Raw genomic sequence first — 12,825 nt, 5'->3', positions numbered from 1 at the left:
GCTCCATAGCTTCCTGGCTTGTCCTGTTCAGCAGGGTTATAAGTGCACTGAAGGAAGAGGCTGTATCGCTTTTATGAAATGAAGAAATAGCTGTAGGTGTCGATACAACAGTATCTTCACTTAAAGAAACAATCGTCATTGCCTGGTTCAGCAATTCTTTTCTCCTGCCTGTATAAAATTCTCCATACATAAAAAATCCTGAGGCAGGTGCTATGGATTGTAACGGTTCTATCTCTTCATCTATAATATCAGGCATAAAATGCCTGCGTGCCATACCGGAATAAATGAAAATTGCTTTTGAAGATTTTCCCTGCATCCGATCAAATAGATCATCTGCATGTTTTAATATCTCGTCGGAGGAGTTGCAATACCCGAACTGTACCTTGTCTCCTGTATGCAGATTCCCTGCGAACACCAATGATCCGTCATCTTCTTTTGAGATCGCTGCACGTGCAATCTTGACACCGTTACGCGTAGTAATAAGAGGAAACTCAATACCTATGGCAGGCAGCGCTGCGGCAGTTCCTTTGCCTAAGTAATAACGATAGATTTCTATGGCTGTTTGATTGTTTATCGTATATACACGGTTGTCTACCGCTTTGGTAACAGTAAGTTCTTTTCCTATGGGATGCCAGTTAAAACTATACTCACTGTATACTGTTAGCGATTGACTGCTGAACGATACCGCTACGGCACCCTTCATGATAATTTGGTCTTTTGTAAACACATATGTTTTGATAAAATGAGAATTATCACCTGCCAGGCCGCCTGCAACGATCACATCGCTGGAAACAGAATCAATACCGTTTAAAAAGGCTTCTCCGTTTGTATGAAGCCCGTCCACAAAGGCAATAAGCAGTTTGGTATCTTTTTCTATGAGAGATCTTGCCAGAGACTGTCCGGAAAAATATCCGTCATTCTGATGTTTTGCCACATCTGCTTTTAGACGCGTATGTTCAAAGCGGGTAAAACTCAATACGGTTTTGTTTGTAGAGACTTTTCCATTCATTATCTCACCATCGGTAGTACTTCCGACAATCACAGCCTGAGGCAATATGCCAGTCAATTCGTTTAAGAGTTTTTGGATGTAGGATTCATCATTTTTTGAAGTAAATACCTGAATCAAAAGTGAAGGTGAATCTATGACAGAATGTTCCCCGACAAAAGCCTCTAATGTTTCATAATTTTCATAATATGTATTGATCGTTTTCATTTTATTTACTTAAGCACTCTTTAGCGTTGAACCAGATAACCAAACTGCTTGAAAATCACCAAAAATGGACAATCAAAGCAGCAGCACTATGGGAAAACCAGATAATTTAAATATTATATCTTTTCAGACAAAAAAACTTTGTGCAAAAAAACATAATGATAAAATATTGTACTCAATTTATCTTCAAAGCTCTATGAAACAGTATCTTTGGCATTATCGGCATTTTCTGAACTCCAAATATCAGTCTGCATTGGAAAATAATATTTTAATACTTATTTGATTTTTAGTGATTTATTATGACAATTTCATGATAGTATATATGCTATACTGTTTTTATATTGACGGAGGGAATATGATAAAGGTACTGGGTGCAGACGGCAGCTATTCGCACGAGGGCAATGCCACCTCATTTTTAATCGAAAAAAACATTGTTATTGATGCCGGTAATATTATACAAAGTATGGGAGAGGAATGCTGTAAGCTTGAACATATTTTTATTACCCATACACATTTTGACCATGTCGTGGATCTTCCTTTTATTCTTGACAGTTATTTTAACTGTAGAACAAAACCTTTAAAAGTGTATGCGTTAAAAGAAAACATAGATACCCTCAAACAATATCTTTTCAATTGGAATATTTCCCCGAACTTTGCAAATATCAACTATACCAATACTGAGAGCTCTTTGGAATTCATACCGCTTGAATATGGTCAGACCATTACCATAGACAACATCAAAATGACTGTCATCAAGGCAAACCATACCGTCCCGACCTGTGGATTCAAAGTGCACAAAGAGGGTCAGGCTTTTCTTTTCAGCGGAGATACCTACCTTAATAATGAACTGATAGAATTGTTAAACCATGACAAAAGCATCTCTTCTTTGCTCATTGAAGTCTCCTATAACTCTGCAGAAGAAGAGCTTGCCCGGACGTGTAAGCACCTGACCCCGAAACTGCTTCAGGAAATGCTCTCTTCTCTCGGACGGGATGATGTAGCGGTCTATACCTATCACCAAAAACCGCGGCATATACAGCAGATAGACAGGGAACTTCTGGAATTGGATCTGCTGAAGCATGGAGGCAAGCGTTTAAATACAGGTGATATAATTGACCTTTTTACACCCCTGGATAGACGTCAGAACACCAGGAACCTGGAGTTATATTACAATGACAGGGACTATTTGAGCAGCCTGTTCAAGCTGCTGCAAGCCATACAGCACAATACAGCAGACCGGACGGAACTGTTTAAAGATATCCTTGAGCATACAATGAACCTGACCCATGCCGATACCGCTTCACTCTACCTTACAGGTACACAGAAACCGGCATTGCAATGCAATATTTTTTCAAACAATACCCTGAATATAAAAGCAAACAGACCAACAGAAGAAAACGCGCGTGTATATGCTGAATATATGAAACTAAACAGCAAACTGATATCCGTATTTGAAACAAAAAAAGAAGCTGTTATCGCAGAGGACATTTACAAAGACCATACGGTTGACTTTGGCGACATAAAAAAATTTGATCAAAAAACCGGATACCGGTCGCAGTCTATAATGATGGAGCCTATACTTGATCTAAAAGGCAAACTGCTTGGTATGCTGCAAATCATGAACAAAAAAAATATTTACAATGAAACCATTGCTTTTGACACATATGATCAGGAAAGTATCAAAACATTTGCATTCCAGCTATCTGCAGCTGTTGAAAACGCTAAAGTTTAGAGTTTGTTTTCTACCGTATAGACAAGATTGAAGTTTTTTTGCGGATGGTCCATGTACTCTTTGGAACGATCAAGATAGAAACGGTAAAGCTTGTGTTCATACCTGGCATACAGTTTTTCAAACTCCCTATAGGCATGTTGGATGTTTCCGCTCCTGTAGTATGACAATGCTGTGTGGTACTGATCAAGTTCAAGACTGAGCTTTTCATCCTTGCCCAAAGAAAGTACTTCAAAGATCTCTATAGCCTGGTGTTTTCCTCTAACCCGGACAATATCCAAAGAGCGCATCGTATACACTTCTTTTAATTTTTCTTTCGTAGCGTTAGAGACAATAAGTGTTGTACCGTACAGTTTGTTCAATTCTTCTATGCGAGAAGTGACATTCACACTGTCTCCGATGATCGTATAGTCCGACCGGTCAAGCGACCCCATTTCCCCTACGGTCACAAGCCCTGTATGTATGCCTATACCGATCTTCAGTTTCACACCAAACTCAACATTCAAGTCATGATTGAGTCCTTCAAGCAATTCTATCTGCCTGAGGGCAGACATAACTGCTTTGTCTGCATAATCAGCTACCTGATTGGGGGCATTCCAGTACGCCATAATGGCATCTCCAATAAACTTGTCTACCGTACCTTCATGCCTGGATATATCATCCACCATAGGTGTAATATAACGATTCAGCAGTGCTACCAGTTTTGGTGAGGAGTTAAGTGCTTCGGATATACGGGTAAATTCCCGAATATCACTGAAAAATATTGTAACTTCCTGTTCATGTGCTTCCAGTATCTTATTATTTTTATGTTTGAGCAAGTCATTCATGACAGCCTTTGAAACTTTTTTGGCAAAGATACGCTGTATCGATTCTTTTTGTCTCGAAGTATTAAAATAATTGAATCCCGCCGTCAAAATAAAAGTACCGAAAAATGCGACAAGAGGAAAAAACAGGTTCAGTACAATACCCTGGTCAAAAAAGAGGTAGAAAAAGAGTTTATACAGCAAAACAAAAAAAACGATGAATGCCGGTGCCAGCAGCCATACCCGGGTATTGAAAAAAATGTATGAAAAGATCAAAACAATACACCATAGGATCAAAAGGTCATAAAGGGCTATATTAAATGGTTCGTGCAGATAATCACCCTGAAGCATATTGTCCAGTATATTGGCCTGTATTTCAACACCGGGCATAACACTGTCAAGAGGTGTAGCTTTCAAGTCGGCAAGGCCTACAGCGGAAGTTCCAACCAAAACAAATTTTCCTGCAATGTCTTTGGGGTCAAAATTTCCCTGAAGTATATCTCCTGCACTAATATATTTGAAATAGTTCCTTCCGCTTCTGTAATTTACATACAGACGACCTGCAAAATCTGTAGGAATACTGAACTTACCGAACGTTATCTTTTCAACTCCCATAGCATCACCAAAGATAAAAACATCATTTGCATGGCTGTAAATACGCAGCATCTCAAGAACAAGCGAAGGGTAGATCATCCCCTCATAGCGCATAATCAAAGGCACGGAACGGACCATTCCGTCTGCATCAGGCACATTGTTGAAAAAACCACTGGAGTATAAACTGTTTTGCAAAATATCAATATTTAAGACCACACCTTTTGGTTCGAGGATAGTGTGGTTGTTTTGTAAACCTTTTTCAATAAATACAGCCGGTATGATGGGCATATTTTCATGGGTTTTTTTATCAAATCGGAAAAAATATCCTCCAACTGTGGGCGTTGCAGCAAATGTTTCTGCCAATATCTGATCATAGTTATCCAGATTTTTTATATTGATTTTAAGTTGGGAAGCAATGGTATGGGGCGAACTCTTATCAGGCTCAGAAAAAATAATATCCAACCCGATAATACCTGCCCGGGCATCACTGATCTTACGGATCAGTTCAGATACTCTCAGACGAGACCATGGCCACTGTCCGTATTTTTCCAAAGAAGCTTCATCGATATCGACTATAACCACTTTTCGGCTTTGGGGAATATCTCCCCGTATCCGGAAAAACAAGTCACTGATCTCGGTATTTAATGAAGAAACCAATTGTGGAGGAAAAAGATATACCCAGGAAAGCAGCAGTGCAAACAGTAAGACTACACTATACCTGGGCAGTGAATTAAACATACTGATCTATATGTAATTAAAAACTGTAAAGTATACCTACAGTAATACCATCAACACTCAACTTATGATATATTGCAGGATCATAGCTATATAAAGTGGATTCTATATCAGCATCTTTTGCCAGAGAAGTATAGTCTGCAAAGATTGAAAAATTCTCTGTCACATGATAGCTGAGCCCGACTCCCCATTGGAATTCCGTATGGTCCAGTATCGTTTTACCTATCACATCCTCATGCGCACCAGATGAATTGTCCCCTTTGTAACCTTTAACTTTGACGTTCCCAAAGCCTAAAAGTCCATACACACTGAAAGTATCTGTAACAGGATACTGAGGTTTTAAAAACATACTGTAGGCAGTCAGATCAGAATAGTTTCTCTCAAAAAATGTTGTAGTGATACGACCTTCGACGGCAAGATAGTTGCCAAGCTGATAACCGGCAATCAAAGAAATACCGCCTGTTTCATCCTGGGTAGGGGTATTATCAGCAAACCAGCCTGAACTGACTGAATACACTCTATTGTAAACAGTACCGGTTCCTGCATAAAACTTGTATGGCGCGAGTTTGTCTAAAAAAGACGGTTTCTTTTCCAGACGCAATTGTTCACCTTGAGGTACAATATACGTTTTTCCATCATTCAATACACTTATTTCACCTCTATAGCACTTGAAAAGTTCATAAGTATCCGCAAGAGCGGCACTAAAGTCGGTACCGCGTATTCCTATGGTTGATGAAACGGTTTTTACTTTAAAGTGCTCCGGTGCCAGTTTACCTATTTTTCCTGACACACAACGAAAAAAACCACGTTCAATCTGCATATCCAGCAAACTGTTATTTCTGTTGCCAAACTTGTAACGATCAAAAACAAAAGTAGAATTGGCTCCAACCGTCACAATCGTATTATCTTTCAATATAACTTTTACCCATGACTTCTCTTGCGTAATTATTTTATCTTTAAGCTTTATTTTTGTACCACTTTTTACTTTCAAGGTATGCATACTGCGTACAATGTCTGCATTGCCTTTAACATTACTCACATAACCGATATTGGACCAAACAAAACTGCTCAATATCATTATTAACCATAAATTTCTCATGGTTCTTCCTCCCCTGATTTTGAAATAGAATTATATATTCTACATATTTTATTTAGAATTACAGCTTATGGTTGAAAACAAACCGCTCAAAGCGTTTTGCGTGACACAGTATAAAAGTGATGTCAATACTTCTCCAGCGGATCATAGCGTACCAGAGCCGGTTGGGAGAAGTTGGGGACATCGTCGTAGGAGAATACGGCATAGTATTTCTCGGTATCAAAAGAAGCGAAGTTGTCATAGGTCCAGGTATCTTTTCCTCCATAGAGCTTGACACCGTCCATAAAGTGTTTCGGCGGGTGGAAACTGTTACGTACGACATAATAGCCGCTCAGTGCTTCATCTTCCACCTTGTCCCAGCTTAGCCTGATCATCCTGTTTTCTTTGCTTATTTTGACATTTTCGACCGCAGCGACAGGTGTTCTACGCTTTTCAATATATTTAACAACCAGCTCGACATCTTCATGCCACTTGGTAATGCGATTCTTCGCGCCCAGCGCCGATGTCGGCTTGATGACCAGCTTGAGAGTCCTGCCTTCCTGGTGCATTTCATCAAGTACCTGTCTGGAAAGTGTATCGAAATTGAAATACTGGTACTCTTTGGTATTGAGATCCGACTCGGCTGCTTCATACCCGATATATTCGATCTTTTCACGGTTCTTGATGTCTTCGTAGGTTCCTGCTTCTCCCAGTTCGACGAGTTCGACATAGAAGCGGATATCCGTTTTCTTTTTGAACGTGTTTTTATTGCGTATTTTCAACGCGCACTGGATGATCATGTTTTTATTATGTTCAGGCAGCTGTGAAAGGTCGAAATCGAGGTAGCCGTATACTTTGTCGCCGTCGGCATCGAAGCCGCTTTGCAGTACATGCTCTTCAACACCCGCCTGGGAAATGGTAGAGAACATTTGTACGGGAAGGCCGAGCTTTTTATTTTCAACGGTATATTTGATGTCAAGCATCGGACGGTAATGAATACCGCCGCCGAACTGTCCGTAACCGATGTCGAACTGCATCATCTGGCTGTCTTCTCCGTCAGGCAGATATTTCGGTCCATCGATCCTGAAGACTGCCTGCTTATTCTCTATTTCTTCCTGAAGCAGCTGACATTCAAGCTGAGAAAAGTCCCAGAAATTCCAAATACCCTGTGTCAGCTGGCGTGACTTGATCGCCTGGCCGATATGCCCTTTGGACTGGGCATTCTCTATGTCATTGAAATCGGTGATCTCGGCAAAACTGCCGTGTTGAAGCAGGGAAAGGTCCCACTGGCCGAATTTTTCTATCTTTGCCCCTACCCTGTTCATCGGGTAAAGGTAGAAACGTGCCGATTTGATAATGGCATCCTTTGGCAGGGCGCTCAGGTCAAAAGAGGCTACGGCATCACAGATCCCTTTGGATTTGTTGATACCGACAAAAAGTGAATTCAGCCCGAAATGGGAACGGTTCTGCTCCTGCGTGTACTGCCCTACATAGCCCGTACTCTCTTTCGTCGCGAAGATCAGTTTGAAGAATTCATCGTCATCAAGTTTCGTTCTTACTTTGACCACCGGTGCGAATGGTGATTTACAGGCACTTGTTTTGCTGACGGCACGAATGGTATAGTGGTAGTTCGTCGAACTTTCAAGGTCGGTGTCCACAAAACGGTTTTCTCCGGCTATACCGACTTTTGTACGCTCGTTACAGGCATCCTTGTCTTTGGTGCTTCGGTAAATTTCAAAGAAGATGTCGTCGCGTTTTTCATACTTCCATACCAGTGTCACAGAGTTGGATGTTCTGTCCTCGATGGTGAAATCCTCCACTCTTCCGGGTGCATAGGATGAGTAGTTGATGACTTCGGAAAAGGTTCTGATGAGCGCAGGGATATTTTCATGTATACTGCTGCTCATACTTTTCATATAGTCGGGGATGTTCTTCGTTCCTACTTCCACAACGAGTGCCATGATCCCTCTGGAGTAGTAGTACTCCCTTCCGCTTCCGCTGATGAGATGTGCAGGCGGCTTGCCGCGGTGGATACCGTACTTCCTTCCCGTGATCTTGACGAATTCGTCGTTCATATTCGCGGCGATCACGTTCATGTCCGTACCGTCCATCTCTGCTTCATGCTTGAACTTGTGTGCCGGGAAAAAGACATTCCCCTGGGAGTGGTAGTCCAGTGCAATGGTAATATTATCATGGGCATCGACGAACGCTTTGATGGCCCGGGTCTCCGCTTCCGAGAAGGGTTCTTCACCGCCGTAGACATTGGAACTCGTGTCTTTCTGTTTTACGAAGCCGATGGAGAAGTTTCGGTTCAAATCCACCCCGTAGGTGCCGTCATGGTTCTTACGGCGGTTTTTTCTCCAGAAAGAGAAGTGTTTCCGCGAATACTCATACCCGTCAGGGTTCAGGCAGGGTACCATGTAGAGCGTAGACTCATTCAGTGCTTTCTCCAGTACCGGATCGACATTTTGGTTTTCGGCAACATGGCTGATGAACTTGAGCGCCAGCTCATGCCCGATCCACTCTCTGGCATGAATGCTTCCCGTATAGAGCAGGGCCGGTTTTTCATCGGCTGTCTCGACATTTTTGGATATTTTGGCAAGGACGATGTCACGTCCTTCATAGGTGGTACCGATCTTGATGACCTCGATGAGGTCGGGGTACTCTTTCTCCATCGCGTGAAGAAATTCCAGGCTCTCCTGGTATGACATATATTGGTTTTTCATGGGTGTTAATTCTCTTTTATAGTTTGGAAGTGATATATAAATCAGACCAATGATGATTGGGCTGATCTATAGACCATTGCCGGTGCCTTCACGCACCTGCAATCTGTCGTTAGAGTTTCTTTTTGAATTCTTTCCATTCTTCCTGAAGTCTGGTCAGGAATTTTTTCTTGAACCAGGAGATCTCTTCTACCAGTTTCTCCGGAGCGGTTTCAAGGGCATGGACCAGTTCTGCCGTATCGAACTTCTCCATGATCTTCTCCGCTTTCTTCTTGCCTATCCCCTCTACGGAAGTTAAAAGTTTTTCTACTTTCTTTTCCGTAAGCACGACCATGTTTTCCTGTTCGGCAGACTCCGAATTTTCATCTTCGTCATTGTAGTGAGGATTGCTTTGTGCATGGACCTTTCTGATGGTTCTTCCGTAATTGTCCTGAAAGTTCCATTTCTCGCTCGGCCATTCTTCTTTGGTCCTGTCCTCTGTAAGCAGCATAGGATAGAGCACATCAAGTTCATGAAGATACATCTCGCCCTCTTCCGTTACTTTCGTCTTGCTGTCAAGAAAAAAAGCACCGTCATAGCTTGGGGTATAGCGTCCGAAAGTGATGTAGCGCAGTGTGCGGAGAACTGAGGCATCCATCTTTCCGAGCTCTTCCCAGTTATAGAGGGGAATATTCGGCAGAGGGAATCTTCCGTCGGAGAATTTCCACATGAGGTACTGGCCTATCCAGTCCCTGATGTACGGGAAGGCGGCAAAAGCCGTTGCACATTCAAGGATCCGGTATTTGCCGTCCTCACCCACTGCAACATCACAGGCCCAGTACTCGGCATTGGCAGCTTTGGAGACTTTGACGGCAAGGTCAAGCAGCTCTTTGGGTACATCCATGTAGTCCATACTGCCGCCCTGTGAAGTGTTCGTCAGCCACTCGCCTTCAGGCGGTCTTCTCCAGAACGCACAGACAGGCTTGTGTCCGATAAGCATAACCCTGACATCCGCTTCCATAGGAACGAAATCCTGCATATAGACCGGGTGGTACTTTTTCTGGGCCAGAAGGTTGTGTGCCTCATGGGCAGAATCTACCTTGTGTACAAAATATCCGCCGTAGTTTGAAGGGCCGTAAGACTTTTTGATGATCTTCGGGAACTTCGTTTTATCGATGAACTTCTCCGCCTTCTCATGATCGTAGAAAATATATGTTTTAGGGATAGGTATATCGTATTTCCATGCAAAACGTGTGACGTTCTCTTTGGATTTATTTGAAAACTGTGTATCCATAGAAGGAATGAACTGTACCTGCGGCAGCTCTCTGGCGATCTCTCTGAAGGTCTCATATGCCGTCGCGGGAATATTACCGATGAGTACATCGATCTTCTTTCGCTTGACTTCTTTGATGAATCTGTCTTTGTCGTTCTTCCAGTGGTAGGTCACTGTTTCGATCCTGTCGGGCCATCCTTTGAAGTTCGATTTATCAAAAAATCTCAATACGTAGTCAAGATAGAGCAAGCCCAGTTTTGGTAGTTTTTGTCTGTTTTTCTTTTTTGCCATTTTTTCCTCTTTTGTTGATTTTTATTTTTTGGTTTTTCTGTCGATCATATCTACGATTAATTCGACTTTTTTATCGTTGAAGTTCAATCCCATCTTTTCCTGCTCCGGTGTCGCAAAAGCGGGAATGCCGTTCACTTCCAGTACCACATACTCTTCACGTTCAAGATCGTAAATAATGTCTATTCCCGCAATATCGGTACCGCAGATCTTTGCAGCTTTTTTGGCAAGATTGATAATATCGTCATTCGGTTCGCGCATAAAGACAGACCCGCCGCTTGTCACGTTCGTACGCCAGTCCGTTCCGCTCGCTTTTCGTCCGTAGCACCCCACAAATTCCCCGTCAACGATATCCACGCGGAAGTCAGTATTGTCGTATTTAACGAATTTCTCTACATAGAAAAAACGAAGGTCCATCTGGTTGAGGAAGGGAAGCAGCGTATCGAGTGTTGCTTCGCTTTCGATCTTGGTAAGCCCTACTCCGCCCCAGCCGTCCGTCGGTTTGTAAACCATCTTGTCCCATTTTTTGATGATCTTTTTGAGTTCATGCCCGTCATCTCTGTGGCAAAGTTTGAAACTCGGGGTAGCGACACCATGCTGTCTGAGAAGAAACGACGTTTGAAACTTGTCTTCAGTCAGAGAAAAGGCATCATACGTATTGATCATCGGCATTACTCTGTTCAGCGCCTGATACAGAAAGACCTGGTACTGCGTCTGTTCTCCCGCATTGTACGAGAAAAACAGATCGAGTGCGTCGACTTTAAGTTTGTTGTGAAGAATATGCCCGTTCTTTGCCACTGCATATCGTAAATTGATATCTGCCACAGTATCGATATCTCTCTCTTTAAGCTTTTTGATGATCTTTTTCTGGATCTTCTCGCCGCCGCCGTTACTGTAAAGCCACATACCGATCTTTCTGCCCATTGCACAAACCCTACTTCTGAAATTTAATCTCTTATTTTACTATATTTTATTAAAATATCTTCAGAGAATCATTACAAAAAAGCAACTAAATGATTACTTTCAGGAGAGAATGTATGGCCAGTATCAATTTTGCGGAACTCAAAAAGATCATTGAGATCAATTCCTGGACGAAAAACAAAGAAGGCGTTGACCGTAACGGAGAAATCTTTGCTTACTGGATGGAAGAACTCGGATATACTTTGACACGTTACCCCCGTGAAGAGATCGGAGACCACCTGCATCTCACTTCTGCATACAAAGACGGGAAAAAGCTCCTGCTGCTCGGTCATCTCGACACGGTATTTCCGCCTGATACCTTTGAAAAATTCAGCGAAGACGAAGCATGGATTTACGGACCGGGGGTCTGCGATATGAAAGGCGGGAACTATGTGGCGCTTCAGGCCCTGAGAACTGTCCACAGAAAACTCGGAAAGATCCATAATATCGACTTTTTGCTGGTCAGTGACGAAGAAACAGGCAGTGACGACAGCAAACACCTCTCTGCCCAACTGGCAAAAGAGTATGACTGCTGCATGGTCTTTGAAGCAGCCGGCGTGCATGATGAAGTGGTCATCGGACGCAAAGGGGTCGGCACCTTCTTTATCGATATAGAAGGTATCGCTGCGCATGCAGGGAACCATTACGACAAAGGAGCTGATGCCAATCGGGAAGCAGCAGAAAAACTCCTGAGACTCGTTGCCCTGACCGACCTTGAAAAAGGTACGACCGTCAATGTGGGCAAAATGCACGGCGGCATCGGCGCCAATACTATTTCTCCCAAAGCCCATCTTACCTTTGAACTGCGCTACACCAGTACGAATGAACGCGACCGTGTCCTCGCTGCCATCGACAAAATCGTCAACACTGCCTATGTCGACGGTACCGTCTCCGTTCTGAGCGGCGGCATTCAGCGCGATGTGATGCAGCCTACCCCGGAACAGGCAGCTTTTGTTGAAAAGATCAACCAGCGCTGCAACGTGACACTCCCCACTGAAAAACGCGGGGGTGTAAGTGATGCGAACATCATTGCCTCACAGGGTGTTCCGACGCTTGACGGCTGGGGGCCGTACGGCGACGGTGACCATACCGTACATGAAAGAGCGAACAAAAAAAGCTTTGAAGAGAGGATTGCACTGGTGACAAAAGTATTTGAACATTTTCTTGAGGGAGAAATTTAATACAAGGTGCAATTACACACCTACAGGGATTCTTCCACATCTGCCAGTGTCAGGGCGAACAATACATTTACATGATGCGCCATCAACACTTTCTGCGCTTCCTGAAGTGTGATACCTGTAGTGACAATATCATCAACGAGTATCACATTGACATCCTTTTTCCCGCTATAGACAAAATCACGGGGATGCTCAAGCCTGTATTGAAGCGGCTTACCGGAATAGTTCACGTGGTTCCCTGCCCGTAAAGATGCAGGCTGTACAATGGCATGTTTCAT

General features: G+C 43.0%; 8 protein-coding genes and 1 pseudogene. 2 read left to right on the top strand and 7 right to left on the bottom strand.

All coding sequences use genetic code 11. The features are described 5' to 3' along the window. Positions 1–1,213 (bottom strand): FIST N-terminal domain-containing protein (locus F8L24_RS06405; RefSeq protein ID WP_294953356.1); only part of this gene is annotated, 1,213 nt, incomplete at its 3' end. Between the two features lie 352 nt (positions 1,214–1,565). Here F8L24_RS06405 and F8L24_RS06400 point away from each other — a divergent pair. Next, the gene (locus F8L24_RS06400; RefSeq protein ID WP_294953353.1) at positions 1,566–2,942 is read left to right on the top strand and encodes an MBL fold metallo-hydrolase; all 1,377 of its coding nucleotides are present in this window, start codon (positions 1,566–1,568) and stop codon (positions 2,940–2,942) included. On the opposite strand, the gene F8L24_RS06395 is transcribed toward F8L24_RS06400, so the two are convergent. The 5 genes from F8L24_RS06395 to F8L24_RS06375 form a co-directional block, all read right to left on the bottom strand. Further along, positions 2,939–5,074 carry a CHASE2 domain-containing protein gene (locus tag F8L24_RS06395; protein WP_294953350.1) on the bottom strand — a complete coding sequence of 712 codons (2,136 nt, stop codon included), beginning with the start codon at positions 5,072–5,074 and terminating at the stop codon, positions 2,939–2,941. The two genes, F8L24_RS06400 and F8L24_RS06395, sit on opposite strands and share 4 nt — an antisense overlap. Before the next feature lie 16 nt (positions 5,075–5,090). Then, positions 5,091–6,170, bottom strand: a complete 1,080-nt coding sequence (locus tag F8L24_RS06390; RefSeq protein WP_294953349.1) for an outer membrane beta-barrel protein — start codon at positions 6,168–6,170, stop codon at positions 5,091–5,093. Between the two features lie 122 nt (positions 6,171–6,292). After that, a complete protein-coding gene (locus F8L24_RS06385) occupies positions 6,293–8,872 on the bottom strand; it encodes a M14 family zinc carboxypeptidase (RefSeq protein ID WP_294953346.1) in 2,580 nt (859 codons plus the stop codon). Positions 8,873–8,981: 109 nt separating this feature from the next. Continuing rightward, a complete protein-coding gene (locus F8L24_RS06380; protein ID WP_294953343.1) occupies positions 8,982–10,412 on the bottom strand; it encodes a hypothetical protein in 1,431 nt (476 codons plus the stop codon). Between the two features lie 21 nt (positions 10,413–10,433). Then, on the bottom strand, positions 10,434–11,333 hold the full coding sequence (locus tag F8L24_RS06375; RefSeq protein WP_294953341.1) for an ATP-grasp domain-containing protein: 900 nt from the start codon (positions 11,331–11,333) through the stop codon (positions 10,434–10,436). A 113-nt stretch (positions 11,334–11,446) separates the two neighbouring features. Here F8L24_RS06375 and F8L24_RS06370 point away from each other — a divergent pair, with 113 nt between their 5' ends. Then, positions 11,447–12,550: a M20 family metallopeptidase gene (locus F8L24_RS06370; RefSeq protein ID WP_294953337.1), complete on the top strand. Its 1,104-nt coding sequence runs from the start codon at positions 11,447–11,449 to the stop codon at positions 12,548–12,550. Between the two features lie 20 nt (positions 12,551–12,570). On the opposite strand, the pseudogene F8L24_RS06365 reads toward F8L24_RS06370, so the two are convergent. Next, positions 12,571–12,825, bottom strand: a pseudogene (locus F8L24_RS06365) (ComF family protein); the annotation flags it as partial.

The sequence above is a fragment of the Sulfurovum sp. genome (genome assembly GCF_015493435.1).
Taxonomy (GTDB): domain Bacteria; phylum Campylobacterota; class Campylobacteria; order Campylobacterales; family Sulfurovaceae; genus Sulfurovum.
The sequence above is the reverse complement of the archived record's forward strand: the minus strand, read 5'-3'. Positions and strand labels throughout refer to the sequence as shown.

Bases quoted from the DNA above. Each gene is read 5' to 3' on its own strand.
- F8L24_RS06375 (WP_294953341.1), bottom strand. From the start codon at position 11,333: ATGGGCAGAAAGATCGGTATGTGGCTTTACAGTAACGGCGGCGGCGAG.
- F8L24_RS06385 (WP_294953346.1), bottom strand. From the start codon at position 8,872: ATGAAAAACCAATATATGTCATACCAGGAGAGCCTGGAATTTCTTCAC.
- F8L24_RS06380 (WP_294953343.1), bottom strand. From the start codon at position 10,412: ATGGCAAAAAAGAAAAACAGACAAAAACTACCAAAACTGGGCTTGCTC.
- F8L24_RS06390 (WP_294953349.1), bottom strand. From the start codon at position 6,170: ATGAGAAATTTATGGTTAATAATGATATTGAGCAGTTTTGTTTGGTCC.
- F8L24_RS06370 (WP_294953337.1), top strand. From the start codon at position 11,447: ATGGCCAGTATCAATTTTGCGGAACTCAAAAAGATCATTGAGATCAAT.
- F8L24_RS06400 (WP_294953353.1), top strand. From the start codon at position 1,566: ATGATAAAGGTACTGGGTGCAGACGGCAGCTATTCGCACGAGGGCAAT.
- F8L24_RS06395 (WP_294953350.1), bottom strand. From the start codon at position 5,074: ATGTTTAATTCACTGCCCAGGTATAGTGTAGTCTTACTGTTTGCACTG.